Origin of the sequence: Aeromonas sp. XH, from assembly GCF_033348475.1 — a bacterium.
Taxonomy (GTDB): Bacteria; Pseudomonadota; Gammaproteobacteria; order Enterobacterales; family Aeromonadaceae; genus Aeromonas; species Aeromonas sanarellii.
In genome coordinates this window covers 782501-797642 of the sequence record NZ_CP137630.1, presented here as the reverse complement: position 1 = coordinate 797642, position 15142 = coordinate 782501, and the positions used below count along the sequence as shown (strand labels likewise).

Genomic DNA, 15142 nt, shown 5'->3' with positions numbered 1-15142 from the left:
GCACAACAAGCAGAATAAAAAACTGGGCATCATTCGATGCCCATTTTCATTTTATAAACAAATATTCAACCATCGATAGATAAAATATCGTCAAAACCTGTCATTGTAATTCAATCCTGCTTGTTTTATAAGGAATATGGCTTGTTCCTAGCCCTTGCATAAAATTTCTAAAAAAATATAAGACACAGGTGGAAGTTCCAATGAATAACCCGTCCAAAGGGACCTTTTTAGGTCACCCTAAAGGGCTTTTTTTGCTCTTTAGTACCGAACTCTGGGAGAGATTCTCCTACTACGGCATGCGTGCCGTGCTCGTCCTCTATCTGACCGACATGACCGCCAACGGCGGCATGGGCTGGACCCAGGCCGATGCCCTCAAACTGTACGGCATCTACACCGGCCTGGTCTACATCACTCCGATCATCGGCGGCTGGCTGGCAGATACCTTCCTGGGCCAACGTCGCGCCATCCTGTTCGGTGCCGTGCTGATGGCCGCCGGCCAGTTTACCCTGGCTCTGCCCCACGCCATGTTCCCGGACATGGTCAACACCGTCTTCTACGCGGGCCTCGGCCTGCTGATCCTGGGGAACGGCCTGTTCAAGCCGAACATCTCCACCATGGTGGGTGACCTGTATCAGGAAGGGGATCACCGCCGTGACGGTGCCTTCACCATCTTCTACATGGGCATCAACCTGGGCTCCCTGCTGGCAGGGGTGATCTGCGGCGCCGCCGCCACCGCCTACGGCTGGCAGGCCGCCTTCGTCAGCGCCGGTATCGGCATGCTGCTCTCCCTGGTGGTGCAGGCCACCATGGCCCAGCGTTTCCTCGGCGACATCGGCCGCGTGCCGGCCGCCCAGCGCGCCGCCCTGCAGCGCTCCAAGGAGCAGAAGGCCCCGCTGACCAAGCAGGAAGTGGATCGCATCAAGGTCATCCTGGTGCTGGGTCTGTTCACCATCATCTTCTGGGCCGGCTTCGAGCAGGCCGGCGGCCTGATGAACCTGTACGCACAGGAATATACCGATCGCATGATCGGCAGCTTCGAAGTGCCGACCGCCTGGTTCCAGTCCCTGAACCCCTTCTTCATCATCACCCTAGCCCCCATAGTCGCGGCCATCTGGATCAAGCTCGGCAAGAAAGAGCCGAACTCCCCGGTAAAGTTCGCCATGGGTCTGCTGTTCCTGGCCATCGGCTTCCTGTTCATGATCGGTGCCGTGCTGGAGCAGGGGGGTGATCAGGCTGTCAAGACCTCCATGTTCTGGCTGGTCGGCGCCTACCTGTTCCATACCCTGGGCGAGCTCTGCCTCTCCCCCATCGGCCTCTCCATGGTGACCAAGCTGGCTCCGCTGCGCCTGGCCTCCCTGATGATGGGTGCCTGGTTCGGCTTCGTGGCCCTGGCCAACTATGCCGCCGGTTTCATCGGCTCCTTCGTCGGCGAATCCGGTGCCATGGCCATCTTCGGTGGCATCGCCCTGGCCGCCGTGATCAGCGCCCTGATCCTGCTGACCATGGCCAACCGCCTGGTCTACTGGATGCACGGTGCCGAAGGCCCCGCCAAGGAGCCGGAGCAGGAGAACAAGCTGCAGTCCGCCACCGTCTGATTCGGTCAGGATTGTGCAATGCAAGCAGGGCGCCCATGGGCGCCCTGCTTGTTTGTGCCGTCGTCGGCGTGCTCAGTGATGGCGTACCTGCATCTTCAGGGCGCTGCCGCTGTCGCTGCGAAACAGCAGCTCGAACGGCTCATGCCAGCTGCGCCTGTGCAGCGCATAGCGGCTGCTGCGCATCAGGCCGAGCGGCAGCCCGCCACAACGCATCAACCAGTGGGGGGAAGTGAGACCGGCATTGGCGAAGACCAGCCCGTCCTCCTGATCGAACAGCAGCGCCGCCATGGCGAAGGAGTGGCGCAGGCCAGATTCCAGCAGTTGCAGGTTGAGGTAGTCCAGCAGCCTGTGTGGCTGGGTCAGGAGTCGGCTCTCCTGCTGCTGGAACTGGCGATAGGGGCCGTTCATCAGGGAGCGCACCAAGGCCCCGCAGAAGGCGGCGTCCACACCGAGGATGGGCAGCTCCATCACCAGCACCAGCAGCTTGTCGTCCAGCTTGAAGGTATCGGGGATGAAGAGGTTCCCCATGCCGGCAAAGGTCACCTGCCAGGGTCCCCACTCCTGCATGCCCGGCGGCGCCAGCCAGGCCAGCAGGCGACTGGAGGCCAGATCGTGCCCCCGGAAGAAGTCGATGTGTTCCATCAGCTCCAGTTGCTGGCTCTGGTGGCCGTTGTGCATCAGGCACTGATCGATGCTGCGCCGGATCTGCTCATAGTCATCCACCGGCTTGATGAAGAAGTCGCGGGCCCCCGCCCGCAGCGCCCGCTCGATCGCAGCCATCTGATCCTGGCCTGAGATGACGATGACGGGCACCTCGGGGTAGCGGGCACTGAGGCAGGCGATCACCTCATGGCCATCCATGTTCGGCATGTTGAGGTCACACAACACGACATCGGGGTGATAGAGCGCCGCCGCCGAGAGCCCCTCTATTCCATCCTCGGCCTGGAAGACGCAGGCCCCGTCGTGCTCGAGATAAGATACCAGCGAGTGGCGAAAAACCGCTTCGTCTTCCACCACCAAGATCCGTAGTCCGGCTTTTGACATCTTGACAAAGCTCTTATTAGTCAAATGGTTATTTGAGCATTAAGACTAGATCATGGGGGTTGAATCCCGCCACTCCATCTTGCCGCCAACGGTCGCGATGTCTGCCAACCATTTGAAATGGACTGATTATTTTATCAACACTCCCTGTGCGGTCATGGCCGCCTTGAAGAGCGGATGCCCCGTCCAAGATCGTCTCGAATTGTGTGAGACCCCGCCATGAGGGATAATGCCCCCCACTCCAGATCGTGAAGCAGACCATGACGCCAGCCGAATACAGCGCCCTCGCCCATCCCAGACTCTCCCATCCGGCACGCAGCCTCTATACCCTGCAGCTGCGCCGGCTGGTGCTGGAAAATCGGCAGCAAAGGCTCAACTACCCTGAACTGGGTCGCGCCCTGGCGGTCGTCGATCCGGGCAATCCCGGCGGTTTCAGCTATCAGGTCAACGCCCGCCAGCTGACCGAGCTGCTCGACGAGCTGATGGAGGCCGAACTGCTGCAGGTCGAGGCGCAGGCTGACAGTGAGCACTACCATCAGTGCCCCTTCCTGCTGCCACTGCTGAGCCAGCGGGTACGCAGCCCGCTGCCGGAGCGGCCGTTCCAGATGCACCTGCAGTGGCGGCCGGATGAAGAGCTGCCCGCCCTCGCCCGCCTGTGCGGAGTGATCGACGCCAGCTACAGCGAGGAGGATCTCGGCGAGTTCATCGCCTACTGGCTCGGCCGCCCCGAGGTGTTCGATTCCCAGCACCAGTGGATGCTGAAATTCATTCGCGCCCTTAAGGGTCGGCGCTATGCCCGTCGCCAACCGACTGTGGTAGCGGGATATCAGCAGATCACCCCGGCCCCGGCCGAGACGGGCCCGAGCAAGCGGGCACAGGAGATGATCGAAGTGGCCAAGCGTCTCGCTCAGGAGCCGGAGAATGATTGATCCCGGGTATTCGCCGCTGGCACCATTAGCCGTATCATCAGACGCTTGCCATTTCCCTCGCAGAAGGAGCCATTCATGACAGATCCGCACGACCCACTGCGCGAGGAGCTGCAGGAGATCGAGGCAAGACGCCAGAAGATCGCCAAGGCCAAACAGGATCAGCGCGTGCGCGATCCCGAGCTGAGCCGGCATGTGGGTGGCCTGCTCGAGCGCATCCGCCGCCTGCAGGCCCAGACCGGCGGCACTCAGTACGACTACGAGACCCTGCGCAAGGAATACGACGCCAAGGCCAATGCCGAGGTGCGCGAGCTGCAGAAGGCGGCACGCCAGGAACGGATCCAGAAGCTGATCGCCCAAGCCGATCTCAACCCCGACTGGATCTTCGACAAGATGGACGCCACCGATCCCGCACTGCAGTATCCCATCGAGACGGCCCGCTACTTCATCAGCGGTTTCGAACACTGGGAGAAGAGCGGCGGCGGCTGCATGCTCATCTATGGCGACTACGGCACCGGCAAGTCGACCCTGGCGGGCGCCGTGGCCCACGAGCTGATCGAGCGCCACCAGAAATCGGTGATCTTCCAGCAGTGGGCCTCCATCGTAGACAGGCTCTTCTTCAACGTCATCCAGGATCAGGAGGAGCGCAACCAGTACCGCCGCGCCCTGGAAGAGGTGGATCTGCTGATCATCGACGAGGTGGCGGCCAACCGCGCCAAGATGGCGGAGAGCCAGTCCAGCTTCCTCGGCCACCTGCTGCGCCGGCGCCGCAACCTGTCGAAAAGCGTCATCATCATCACCAACCACGGCCCCCAGAGCCTGCATCAGGCCATCGGCGACTTCAGCTTCGAGGCGATCAAGGCGTTCAACCCGGTGGACATTCACCTGAGCGGCCCCAGCCGTCGCCCCAGCATAGGCAACTATCAGGGTTGACTCCTCGGGCCGGCGTCCCCGACGTCCGGCCCGTCATTTCCCCTCTCGTCCTCACAAATAAAAACGGCTCTCATTTACAGGAGGGCTGCGCCCTCCTAGGCTAACCCTTTTCTTCAAAGGGAGCCTCTCATGCCAACCACACTCATCTTCGGTGCCAGCCGCGGGCTGGGCCGTGCCTTCACCGGGCAGGCGCTGCGCCAGGGTCACAGGGTCGTCGCCCTGGTGCGCCATGCCGACATGGCCGCCGAACTGCAATCTCTGGGTGTCGAGGTCGTCACCGGGAATGCCCTGGACCCACAGGCCGTGACCATGGCATGCCAGGCAGCCGACAACGCTGCGCGAGTCATCTCCACCCTCGGCAGCTTCCGCCAGGCCGAGCCCGTCGACTACCTGGGCAATCGCCTGGTGATCGACGAGATGGAGCGGGCCGGGCTCAGCCGCCTGCTGCTGGTGACCTCCCTCGGTTGTGGCGATAGCTGGCAATACCTGCCCCAACGGGCGCGGGAGGCCTTCGGTCACGAGGTGAGGCTCAAGAGCCTGGCGGAGAGCTGGCTGCAGACCAGCACCCTTGACTGGACCATCTTGCGGCCCGCCGGCTTGCAGGATGGGGAGGCGACGGGACAGGCCGAGCTGAGCCAGAACAAGGAGCTACACGGCCTGGTGCGCCGCCAGGATGTGGCGATACGGGGTATGCAACTGCTCACCGACCCGCAGGCCCTTGGCCAGATCTATGCCATCGCCGACCCCAGCCTCAGCCGGGGGTGAGCGGGGCGAATAGCAAAACGGTCAGCCCAGGGGCTGACCGTTTTGTTGTTCACCTTGCGTTGATGGCCTCTAGCGAGAAGAAGGTTCACCCGCTCCCGCCGTGGCCGGCTCATCCGGCGTTCCCTGATGGCCCGCAGGGCGCGGCTGCCGCCGATGAAGCAACCAGCAAGCCAGTGTTCCATACAGCAGCGCCAACCCCCACAGCCGCCACCAGTAGGCAGAGACCTGGGCAAAGCTCGCCCCCATCTGGTTGAGGCGCAGGAAGCCTTCGATGGCCGGCGTGCTCGGCGCCCACTGGGCCAGCCAGTTGAGGGGGGCCGGGATGAGCTCAAGGGGCCAGATAAAGCCGGCGAGGAACACCAGCGGCAGGGATGACACCAGCACCACCTGGGTCGGCAGATCGCGCCGGGTAAACAAGGCCCCCAGCACCACACCTAGCCAGGTGGTCGCCAGCAGGAATGGCAGGGTGAACAGCCAGAGCGCCCCCGGCGTCGCGGTGCGGGCAATGCCGTAGTGATCGAAGCAGAAGCCGAAGAAGTAGGTCACCGGCAGCACGAAGAGCCCCCCCACCACCAGGGTGCGGGCCAGCAGCAGCGCCAGCACGGGGGCACTCTGCCAGTAACCTGACTCCCCACGGCGGCTGCGCTGGTTCTGGGTCGCCCCCAGGATGCCGGTGCCCATGAGTAGTACCTGGTGCAGGATCAGCACGAATACCGCCGGCACCACGTAGTTCACATAGCCCATGGTGGGGTTGAACACAGGCAGCACGTTGAGGGCCACCGCATTCCAGCCCATGGCGGCCTGGGGCAGCGCCTCCCCATGGCTCAGCAGCCGGGCCACCTTGATCTGGGCGGCGAGCGTCCCCCCCGCCTGGGCCAGCCCTTCGGCTATGGTGCCGTAGACCAGGAAGTAGGAGGCATCGCCCGCATAGCCCAGGGTCACGCTCCTGCCCAGCATCAGGTCCCGATAGAAATGGCGGGGGATGTGCAAGATGCCGCTCGCCTTCCCGGCCACCATCATCTGGCGTGCCTCATCGAGGGAGTCTGCCCGCGCCACCAGTTTGACCTGCGCCGTGGCATCGGCCATGAACTCCAGCTGGCGCGAGAGCTGGCTGCCATCCTCGTTAACCACCACCACGGGCTCTTCCCGCGGCAGCTGGTGCAGGTAAGGCTGCGGATAGAGGAAGGAGTAGAAAAGCACGCCGCCAAACAGGGTCAGCATGATGGCGCGATCCGCCAAGAGGGTGCGCAGCTCCAGGCGCAACAGATCGACAAACCCCAGCATCACTCAGGCTCCTTCTCGGCGATTGCGACGGATTGACGGACCAGTTCCGCCTGCTGCCGGTAACGGCGCACCACCAACAGCAGGGGCAGCAGAAACAGCAGCAGGGCCCCGAGCTGGGGCAGGGCCGCCGTCAGCGGCTGGCCGTAGTTGCTCTGCCCTATCTGCAATTCCACGTAGTGGGAGATGGGCAGCAGGCCGCGCCAGAACTGGGCCACATCCCCCATGGCGCTGACCGGAAAGGTGACCCCCATGAAGGCGAAACCCGGCGCAGTGTAGGCACCGGCCAGAGAGAGCGCCCGCGCCGGATCCCGGATGATGGCGTAGAAGAAGGCCCCCATGGTGACACAGGCGGCCGAGGCCAGCCCCAGCCCCGCCGTCAGCACCAGCCAACTGCCTTGCATGGGGTACCCCAGCCCCTTGAACAACAGCAGGCTCCACGCCAGCCCCCACCCCCAGCCGATGAGCACATGGGGCAGCAGGGTACGCCAGAGGCCGAACCAGACCCCTCTGGTGGTCCAGTCCAGCCCGAGGCGATCGGTGCGGGCCAGGGCATTGAGGCCATAGAGCACCACCAGGATCTGCCACACCGCAGGCAGCAGGGCGCTCAACAGAAACTGGGCGTAGCTGGAATTGAGGTTGTAGAGCGCAGTCACCTGGCTCGCGATGGGCATCGACTGCCCCAGCGCACCGGGCAGCGCCTTGCCGTCGGCCATGGCCTCCAGTACCCCTACCTGGCCGTTGAGAGTCCCCACCACCTGGGCCAGCGCGGAGTTGACCAGCTTGGCGATCAGGATGAACTGGCCGTTGTTGAACACCGTCACCCTGGGCTGGGTCCCCTCGCGGGCGTCCCGCTCCAGGTGATGGGGGATCACCACCAGGGCATAGATGTCTCCCCCACGCAGTGCCCTGGCCCCCTCGTCGATGGTGTCGAACTGCCGCGCTATCTTGAGCCCGGCGGAGCCATCGAGAGAAAACGCCAGTTGGCGGGAGAGGGCACTGCGATCCAGATCCACCAGACCCACCTTGAGGTCACGCGCCAGTCCGGCCGAGAAGATCCAGCACAGGATCCCTATCAGCACCAAGGGGACCCAGCTCGCCAGCGCCCGGCCGAACGGATCCTGCCACAGCAACCGCCATTCGCGTCCCATCAGAGTTCGACCAGCACGCTCATGCCGACCCGCAACCCCTCAACCGGCTGCAGGGGGCGCGCCTCCACCTGGAAGCTCTTCATATCGAACCCCTGGCGGGTGTCGGTGGCACGCCAGGTGGCGAAATCCCCCATCACCGCCACATGGGTCACCTTGAAGCGCACCTGCTGATCCCCCAGGCCGGGAATACGGGCATCAAACTCGGTACCGACCGGGAACCTTGGCAGCAGGTCTTCACGCACATGGAACTGGGCCCAGGCATCCTTCATGTCGAGCAGGGTCACTACCGGGAAGCCCTGGGGGGCCAGCTCGCCGCTGCGCAGCAGCACCTGGGCGACTTCCCCCTCGTGGGGGCTGGCGATGCGGGTGTCGGCCAGATAGGCCTCCACTTCGGCCACTCCCCCTGCCGCCATCTTGGCCTGCTCGCGGGCCGCGATCTTGGTCTCTTCCCGCGCACCTTCCAACGCCATCTGGTATTGCTGCCAGGCCATACCCTCGCTGTATTTTGCCGCTTGCCAGGCCGTCCAGGCCTCGTCACGCTTTTGCAGCGACATCACGCCATCCCGGTGCAGGCTGGCGATGCGTTCATAGGTCTTGCCATGGAGCAGGGCGGCCGCCTTGGCCTGCTGCCACTGATCCTTGGCGGCGGCGATCTGCTGGACTCGCGCCCCTTTCTCGGCCTCCTCGGCCATGGCGCCGGCCGCCGCCTGGCCCGCCTTGGCCTGGCTCAGCTTGGCCTCGATCTCGGGGCTCGCCAGGGTGAACGCCAGCTGTCCCCTGGCCAGTTGATCCCCCTTCTTCACCAGCACCTCGTCGATACGGCCCGCCACCTTGGAAGAGACCGAATACTGCTGCGCCTCTATCTGCCCCTGCAGCCGGACCGGTTCCGGCTGATAGGCCAGCCAGAAGCGCCAGCCGAGCCAGAGGACCAGCAGCACCAGGACCAGGGGCTGCAACCAGGGCTTGCCCTGGCTCATCTTCTTCTTGATGGGGGGATGACTCATGAATTCACCTCGGCAAACGGGCGACCCTTGGCGGTCGACACGGACATGAAAACGGGAACGGAGTGGCGCGTGCTCATGAGTTCACCTCGATGGCCTGGCCATGCTGATACTGGTTGAAACTGTTCATCTGGCCGGAGAGCGCCAGCAGGCGGGCCAGGGAGATCACATATTGGTAGGCGGCAGCGGCGCGCTGGGTCTTGACCCCGGCCAGCTGGGTCTGCGCATCCACCACATCCAGCGAGGTGGAGAGCCCCTGCCCGAACGCCTTGTCACGCAACCGCACGTTCTCCTCGGCCAGCGCCTGGGTCGAGGAGAGGGAGTGGTACTCCTCCAGCCCCTGGGCCGCCTCGCGCCAGGTCTTCTCGACCAAGAGCTCCAGATCCTGGCGGGTCTTGGCTTGCAGCAGGTTGACCTGGAGTTCGGCGCTCTTGGCCGCCTGGACCGTCTCGGAGCGGCCATCGCGGCTCACCAGCGGCATGCTGACCCCGACCCCGACCAGCCAGTCCGGTGTGGTCTTGGAGACGATGGAGTCATCCTCATAGAGGTTGTAGTTGCCGAACAGGAACAGCTCGGGGGCGTATTTGCCCTTCTCCAGCTTGATCATGCCCTGGGCCTGCTCCTTCTTGGCCGCCAGCAGCTTGAGGCCTGGGTGCACCGCCAGGGTCTCCTGCACCAGGGGAGCGAGCTGTGGCATCCCCTCGTTGATGAAGAGGCGGGTATTGGGCTCAGCCTGTTTGAGCTTGAGCAGGTGACCGAGGGCCAGCTGGGCGATCTCCAGACTGCGTCGCGCCTTCTGGGTGTCGATGCGTGCCCTGTCATAGGCCGACTGGGCCGAAAGGCGCTCCACCTTGGCGATCTGGCCCTGGGCCTCGAGTTTGTTGGCATGATCCAGGTGATGGGCAAGCCCCTCCTCGATCTCCTGCTTGGTTTGCACCACCTGGGCCGCCAGCACCACGCCGAAGTAGGTCTGGGAGAGGCTCTCGAAGGTGGACTGCTGCTTGAGCACCAGCAACTGCTCGGCCTCGCTCACCTGGGCCTGACGAATGTCCTGGGCCGCATCGATGCGCCCGCCGGTGAACAGTGGCCACAGCATCTTGACCGAACTGGTGACCACGTTCTGCTTGGTGAGCGGGGTGACGAAGTCGCTCGGGCTGAGATTGAGCGCCTGCATGACGGGCCCCAGCACCTTGCCGAACTCGGGGTGGTTGGCTATGGGGTTGAGATCCAGCATGTCCAGCTCCATCGGCTGATCGAGGTGGGTATAGCTGGCCCCCACATCCACCTTGGGCAGGTACATGGCCTTGGCCGCCTCCCGCAGTTGCTGGGCCCTCTCCACCCCGGCCTGCTCTGCCGCCAGTCCGTCATCCTGCTGGATGACCCGGCTCCAGGCCTCGCTGAAGCTGACCGTCTGCGCCTGGGCCGACCCCAGCATCATACCCAGCAGGCATGGGCAGAGCGATTTGATGAACCTTGCCGTCATACATCCCCGATCCGTTTGTAATGAAATTGTGTGGAGCTTTTGCTCGATTCAGGCCCGCTATCATAGCCTAAACCGGCCAGGGAAGGAGACTCACAATTCACCGCGCCCCTCACTCATTTGACCCTGAACATGCTCCCAGACAATATGCCCGATTTTCAAGCACTCCTGAATTTGCAAGCCTTGGCTCGACGTTTTTTTCAGAAAAAAATGGCTGACGCTCAAATACTAACCTTTTCTCCTGACTAAAAAATGCGTAATATACGCCGCCCTAAGCCGATGGTAACCGTGTAATGCAGATAGGTCCCCACACGCTTGAAACTCCCCTGATCGTGGCCCCCATGGCCGGTGTAACAGACCGACCATTTCGTGAACTCTGTTTGCGATTGGGAGCCGGCATGGCCGTTTCCGAGATGCTGCTGGCCAACCCGGATGTCTGGGATACCCAGAAAACCCGGATGAGAATGGATCACTCTGCAGAAGGTGGCTTGCGATCGGTCCAGATTGCCGGTGCCGACCCCGAGATGATGGCGTTTGCTGCCCGCTACAACGTGGAGCAGGGCGCTCAGATCGTCGACATCAACATGGGATGTCCGGCAAAAAAAGTGAATAAGAAGCTGGCAGGTTCCGCCCTGCTGCGTCAGCCAGACCTGGTCAGATCCATCTGCCGGGCCGTGGTGGACGCGGTGGAGGTGCCTGTCACCTTGAAGATCCGCACAGGATGGGATCCGGATAACCGCAATGGCGAGGAGATCGCCCGAATCGCCGAAGATTGCGGTATCGCGGCCCTTGCCGTGCATGGTCGTACCCGTGCTTGCCTCTACAAGGGTGAAGCGGAGTACGACACTATCAGGGCGATTAAGCAGGCCGTATCGATTCCTGTTGTCGCCAATGGCGACATCGATAGCCCGGAGAAGGCCCGGTATGTCCTCGACTATACCGGTGTCGATGCCGTGATGATCGGCCGTGCTGCGCAAGGACGACCCTGGATTTTCCGGGAAATCCGCCATTTTCTTGAGACGGGCACCAAGCTGCCACCTCCCGACAGGGAAGAGGTTCGCACCCTGATGAACGAGCATGTCACCAATCTGCACCGGTTTTACGGTGCCTATCTGGGGGCACGCATTGCCCGTAAACACGTGGGCTGGTATCTGGATGAAGAAGAGGCGGGCCGAGAATTCCGTAAGCACTTCAATGCCCTGGATTGTGCAGACGCACAGCTTGAGGCACTCGAAGCGTATTTCGATGGATTAGGTTAACGCATAACTAAAGAGCCGACCGAATATGTTCGAACAAACCCTGACTTCTGATGCATTGGTAACAACTACTCACAATCACGCTGCCGAGCCGACCCAGCGCCCCCTGCGTGACTCTGTGCAACAGGCCCTGCGTAACTACCTGGCCCAGTTGAACGGTCAGGAAGTGATTGATCTGTACGATATGGTTCTCTCCGAAGTCGAAGCTCCCATGCTGGACGTGATCATGCAGTACACCCGTGGCAACCAGACTCGCGCCGCCGTGATGATGGGCATCAACCGCGGTACCCTGCGCAAGAAACTCAAGCGCTACGGCATGAACTGATCCCGGTCATTCTGCTGCTGTGCAGACGAAGGCGTATCCCAGCGATGGGATACGCCTTTTTCTATGGTCGGTCATTTCGACGCGGGCTATCACTCGGCTGCCAACTTGACCCCCAACCCCACGAACAGGCCCCCCATCACGCGGTTCAGCCAAGTTGCTACCCGGGCGGGCAATCGCACCTTGCGGCTTGCAAACGCGGTGGAAAACGCCAGCAGATGGCACCAGATCATGCCGTTGAGGTTGAAGATGCAACCCAGCACGATGAAGGCCAGCGCCTTCTGTGGTGCAGCGGGATCGATGAACTGGGGCACGAAAGCGAGGAAGAAGAGCGCCACCTTGGGGTTGAGCACATTGGTGAGCAACCCTTGCCGGAAGATCCGCCCATAGGAGAGCCTGGGCAGTGCCACAGCCTCATTCCCGGCGCCCGCAGCTCCAGTCCTATGCCTGAGCAGTGATATCCCCAGATAGACCAGATAGAACGCCCCCATCAGCTTGATGACGGCGAACAGCTCAGCCGAGGTGCTCAGCAGGGCCGACAGCCCCAGGGCTGCGGCCAGCACGTGCACCATGGTGCCCGTTCCTATCCCCAACGCCGCCACCGAGCCGGCTCGCCAGCCTTGTGAACCGCTGCGCAGCATGATGAGCATGGAATCCGGTCCCGGCATCATGTTCAACAGCAGACCGGAGACGATAAACAACGCCAGATCGTGGATCCCCAACATACACAGCTCCCTTGTCGATGAGATTCACAGTCTAAGGATCCGGCAACGCTTGTCACTCCCTCCCGCCGCAATAGTGATCATCAGAAAAAGGAATGGTAACTCATTGCACCCAAGGTCATCAGCCCCCAGGGCGACTGGAAACCACCTTGGCAGGCAGACTCTTTATGCGGAGGAAAGGGGATGGCAGATGCAATAGAAGCCGGAGGAGTAGCGGAGTAAAGATAGGCAAGGCTACGCGGGAGCCGAATTTCAGGCAAATAAAAACCCCGCTCAAATGAGCGGGGTTCTTCGTGTTGGGTGCCTGGCAGTGTCCTACTCTCGCATGGCGAATGCCACACTACCATCGGCGCTACAGCGTTTCACTTCTGAGTTCGGCATGGGGTCAGGTGGTTCCACTGCGCTATTGCCGCCAGGCAAATTCTTCAATCCAGAAAGCTGACGTGAATAACAACTCGGCTAGTTTGCTTTGTCATTACCACTGAATTTGTAAGTAGTTCATGCACTTGCTACAAGTCTTCGAACACTTCTTGGGTGTTGTATGGTTAAGCCTCACGGGTAATTAGTATGGGTTAGCTCAACACGTCGCCGCGCTTACACACCCCACCTATCAACGTTGTGGTCTCCAACGGCCCTTTAGGACCCTCAAGGGGTCAGGGATGACTCATCTCAGGGCTCGCTTCCCGCTTAGATGCTTTCAGCGGTTATCGATTCCGAACTTAGCTACCGGGCAGTGCCACTGGCGTGACAACCCGAACACCAGAGGTTCGTTCACTCCGGTCCTCTCGTACTAGGAGCAACTCCCTTCAATCATCCAACGCCCACGGCAGATAGGGACCGAACTGTCTCACGACGTTCTGAACCCAGCTCGCGTACCACTTTAAATGGCGAACAGCCATACCCTTGGGACCGACTTCAGCCCCAGGATGTGATGAGCCGACATCGAGGTGCCAAACACCGCCGTCGATATGAACTCTTGGGCGGTATCAGCCTGTTATCCCCGGAGTACCTTTTATCCGTTGAGCGATGGCCCTTCCATTCAGAACCACCGGATCACTATGACCTACTTTCGTACCTGCTCGACCTGTCCGTCTCGCAGTTAAGCTGGCTTATGCCATTGCACTAACCTCCTGATGTCCGACCAGGATTAGCCAACCTTCGTGCTCCTCCGTTACTCTTTGGGAGGAGACCGCCCCAGTCAAACTACCCACCAGGCACTGTCCGCGAGCCCGATTCAGGGCCCTGCGTTAGAACATCAAACATACAAGGGTGGTATTTCAAGGACGGCTCCAGCGCAACTGGCGTCACGCCTTCAAAGCCTCCCACCTATCCTACACATGTAGGTTCAATGTTCAGTGCCAAGCTGTAGTAAAGGTTCACGGGGTCTTTCCGTCTAGCCGCGGGTACACCGCATCTTCACGGCGAATTCGATTTCACTGAGTCTCGGGTGGAGACAGCATGGCCATGGTTACACCATTCGTGCAGGTCGGAACTTACCCGACAAGGAATTTCGCTACCTTAGGACCGTTATAGTTACGGCCGCCGTTTACCGGGGCTTCGATCAAGAGCTTCGCTTGCGCTAACCCCATCAATTAACCTTCCGGCACCGGGCAGGTGTCACACCCTATACGTCCACTTTCGTGTTTGCAGAGTGCTGTGTTTTTGATAAACAGTCCCAGCCATCTGGTCACTGCGACTCCCGTCAGCTCCATCCGCAAGGGACTTCACCAACAAGAGCGAACCTTCTCCCGAAGTTACGGTTCTATTTTGCCTAGTTCCTTCACCCGAGTTCTCTCAAGCGCCTTGGTATTCTCTACCCGACCACCTGTGTCGGTTTGGGGTACGATGACTTGTAATCTGAAGCTTAGAGGCTTTTCCTGGAAGCAGGGCATCAATGGCTTCCGCACCGTGGTGCGTTCGTCTCGTGTCTCAGTGTTGTGTCTCCGGATTTGCCTAGAAACACCACCTACGCACTTTCACCAGGACAACCGTCGCCTGGCCCACCTAGCCTTCTCCGTCCCCCCATCGCAATTACAAGTCGTGCAGGAATATTAACCTGCTTCCCATCGACTACGCCTTTCGGCCTCGCCTTAGGGGTCGACTCACCCTGCCCCGATTAACGTTGGACAGGAACCCTTGGTCTTCCGGCGAGGAGGCTTTTCACCCCCTTTATCGTTACTTACGTCAGCATTCGCACTTCTGATATCTCCAGCATGCCTCTCGACACACCTTCGCAGACTTACAGAACGCTCCCCTACCACTCACACTTAGTGTGAATCCGCGGCTTCGGTGCCTGGTTTGAGCCCCGTTACATCTTCCGCGCAGGCCGACTCGACTAGTGAGCTATTACGCTTTCTTTAAATGATGGCTGCTTCTAAGCCAACATCCTAGCTGTCTGAGCCTTCCCACATCGTTTCCCACTTAACCAGAACTTTGGGACCTTAGCCGGCGGTCTGGGTTGTTTCCCTCTTCACGACGGACGTTAGCACCCGCCGTGTGTCTCCCGGATAGTACTTACTGGTATTCGGAGTTTGCATGGGGTTGGTAAGTCGGGATGACCCCCTAGCCCAAACAGTGCTCTACCCCCAGTAGTATTCGTCCGAGGCGCTACCTAAATAGCTTTCGGGGAGAACCAGCTATCTCCGAGTTTGATTGGCCTTTCACCCCCA

The 15142-nt window shown here is 61.1% G+C and carries 12 protein-coding genes and 2 rRNA genes (1 of these 14 only partly in view); 6 read left to right on the top strand and 8 right to left on the bottom strand.

Annotated features, from left to right (window positions below; genetic code table 11):
- Positions 1 to 200: 200 nt before the first annotated feature.
- Positions 201 to 1595 (top strand): peptide MFS transporter, encoded by a 1395-nt coding sequence (locus R2B70_RS03835; protein WP_209795105.1) that lies wholly within the window; start codon positions 201 to 203, stop codon positions 1593 to 1595.
- Between the two features lie 72 nt (positions 1596 to 1667).
- Here the strand turns inward: R2B70_RS03835 and R2B70_RS03830 are convergent, their stop codons facing one another.
- Positions 1668 to 2639, bottom strand: a complete 972-nt coding sequence (locus R2B70_RS03830; RefSeq protein WP_042076792.1) for a response regulator — start codon at positions 2637 to 2639, stop codon at positions 1668 to 1670.
- A 257-nt stretch (positions 2640 to 2896) separates the two neighbouring features.
- On the opposite strand from R2B70_RS03830, the gene R2B70_RS03825 reads away from it, so the two are divergent.
- The 3 genes from R2B70_RS03825 to R2B70_RS03815 all read left to right on the top strand — a co-directional run bounded on the left by R2B70_RS03825 (position 2897) and on the right by R2B70_RS03815 (position 5260).
- Positions 2897 to 3565 (top strand): DnaT-like ssDNA-binding domain-containing protein, encoded by a 669-nt coding sequence (locus R2B70_RS03825; protein ID WP_219144301.1) that lies wholly within the window; start codon positions 2897 to 2899, stop codon positions 3563 to 3565.
- A gap of 75 nt (positions 3566 to 3640) precedes the next feature.
- Positions 3641 to 4495: a DnaA ATPase domain-containing protein gene (locus tag R2B70_RS03820; protein ID WP_318162678.1), complete on the top strand. Its 855-nt coding sequence runs from the start codon at positions 3641 to 3643 to the stop codon at positions 4493 to 4495.
- A 129-nt stretch (positions 4496 to 4624) separates the two neighbouring features.
- On the top strand, positions 4625 to 5260 hold the full coding sequence (locus R2B70_RS03815; RefSeq protein ID WP_318162677.1) for an SDR family oxidoreductase: 636 nt from the start codon (positions 4625 to 4627) through the stop codon (positions 5258 to 5260).
- Positions 5261 to 5329: 69 nt separating this feature from the next.
- Here the strand turns inward: R2B70_RS03815 and R2B70_RS03810 are convergent, their stop codons facing one another.
- The 4 genes from R2B70_RS03810 to R2B70_RS03795 all read right to left on the bottom strand — a co-directional run bounded on the left by R2B70_RS03810 (position 5330) and on the right by R2B70_RS03795 (position 10176).
- Complete coding sequence (locus tag R2B70_RS03810; protein ID WP_318162676.1) at positions 5330 to 6544, bottom strand: ABC transporter permease; 1215 nt, start codon at positions 6542 to 6544, stop codon at positions 5330 to 5332.
- Positions 6544 to 7692, bottom strand: coding sequence for an ABC transporter permease (locus R2B70_RS03805; RefSeq protein WP_318162675.1), 1149 nt, complete (start codon positions 7690 to 7692; stop codon positions 6544 to 6546). Before R2B70_RS03805 ends, R2B70_RS03810 begins: the two co-directional genes overlap by 1 nt.
- Positions 7692 to 8696 (bottom strand): HlyD family secretion protein, encoded by a 1005-nt coding sequence (locus R2B70_RS03800; protein ID WP_318162674.1) that lies wholly within the window; start codon positions 8694 to 8696, stop codon positions 7692 to 7694. Before R2B70_RS03800 ends, R2B70_RS03805 begins: the two co-directional genes overlap by 1 nt.
- A gap of 73 nt (positions 8697 to 8769) precedes the next feature.
- On the bottom strand, positions 8770 to 10176 hold the full coding sequence (locus R2B70_RS03795; protein ID WP_318162673.1) for a TolC family protein: 1407 nt from the start codon (positions 10174 to 10176) through the stop codon (positions 8770 to 8772).
- Between the two features lie 290 nt (positions 10177 to 10466).
- Between R2B70_RS03795 and dusB the strand changes: the two genes are divergently transcribed.
- Complete coding sequence (dusB, locus tag R2B70_RS03790) at positions 10467 to 11432, top strand: tRNA dihydrouridine synthase DusB (protein WP_042076799.1); 966 nt, start codon at positions 10467 to 10469, stop codon at positions 11430 to 11432.
- 25 nt (positions 11433 to 11457) lie between these two features.
- The gene (gene fis / locus R2B70_RS03785) at positions 11458 to 11754 is read left to right on the top strand and encodes a DNA-binding transcriptional regulator Fis (RefSeq protein WP_005309538.1); all 297 of its coding nucleotides are present in this window, start codon (positions 11458 to 11460) and stop codon (positions 11752 to 11754) included.
- Between the two features lie 89 nt (positions 11755 to 11843).
- Here fis and R2B70_RS03780 read toward each other — a convergent pair whose 3' ends face one another.
- The 3 genes from R2B70_RS03780 to R2B70_RS03770 form a co-directional block, all read right to left on the bottom strand.
- Positions 11844 to 12476, bottom strand: a complete 633-nt coding sequence (locus R2B70_RS03780) for a LysE family translocator (RefSeq protein ID WP_318162672.1) — start codon at positions 12474 to 12476, stop codon at positions 11844 to 11846.
- Between the two features lie 299 nt (positions 12477 to 12775).
- Positions 12776 to 12890: ribosomal RNA gene (gene rrf, locus R2B70_RS03775) — 5S ribosomal RNA — on the bottom strand.
- A gap of 124 nt (positions 12891 to 13014) precedes the next feature.
- Positions 13015 to 15142: ribosomal RNA gene (locus R2B70_RS03770) — 23S ribosomal RNA — on the bottom strand; it runs 761 nt beyond the window's last position.

Excerpts from the sequence above, each read along its gene's own strand:
- R2B70_RS03835 (WP_209795105.1), top strand. The coding sequence starts at position 201 with ATGAATAACCCGTCCAAAGGGACCTTTTTAGGTCACCCTAAAGGGCTT.
- R2B70_RS03830 (WP_042076792.1), bottom strand. The coding sequence starts at position 2,639 with ATGTCAAAAGCCGGACTACGGATCTTGGTGGTGGAAGACGAAGCGGTT.
- R2B70_RS03825 (WP_219144301.1), top strand. The coding sequence starts at position 2,897 with ATGACGCCAGCCGAATACAGCGCCCTCGCCCATCCCAGACTCTCCCAT.
- R2B70_RS03820 (WP_318162678.1), top strand. The coding sequence starts at position 3,641 with ATGACAGATCCGCACGACCCACTGCGCGAGGAGCTGCAGGAGATCGAG.
- R2B70_RS03815 (WP_318162677.1), top strand. The coding sequence starts at position 4,625 with ATGCCAACCACACTCATCTTCGGTGCCAGCCGCGGGCTGGGCCGTGCC.
- R2B70_RS03810 (WP_318162676.1), bottom strand. The coding sequence starts at position 6,544 with ATGCTGGGGTTTGTCGATCTGTTGCGCCTGGAGCTGCGCACCCTCTTG.
- R2B70_RS03805 (WP_318162675.1), bottom strand. The coding sequence starts at position 7,692 with ATGGGACGCGAATGGCGGTTGCTGTGGCAGGATCCGTTCGGCCGGGCG.
- R2B70_RS03800 (WP_318162674.1), bottom strand. The coding sequence starts at position 8,696 with ATGAGTCATCCCCCCATCAAGAAGAAGATGAGCCAGGGCAAGCCCTGG.
- R2B70_RS03795 (WP_318162673.1), bottom strand. The coding sequence starts at position 10,176 with ATGACGGCAAGGTTCATCAAATCGCTCTGCCCATGCCTGCTGGGTATG.
- dusB (WP_042076799.1), top strand. The coding sequence starts at position 10,467 with ATGCAGATAGGTCCCCACACGCTTGAAACTCCCCTGATCGTGGCCCCC.
- fis (WP_005309538.1), top strand. The coding sequence starts at position 11,458 with ATGTTCGAACAAACCCTGACTTCTGATGCATTGGTAACAACTACTCAC.
- R2B70_RS03780 (WP_318162672.1), bottom strand. The coding sequence starts at position 12,476 with ATGTTGGGGATCCACGATCTGGCGTTGTTTATCGTCTCCGGTCTGCTG.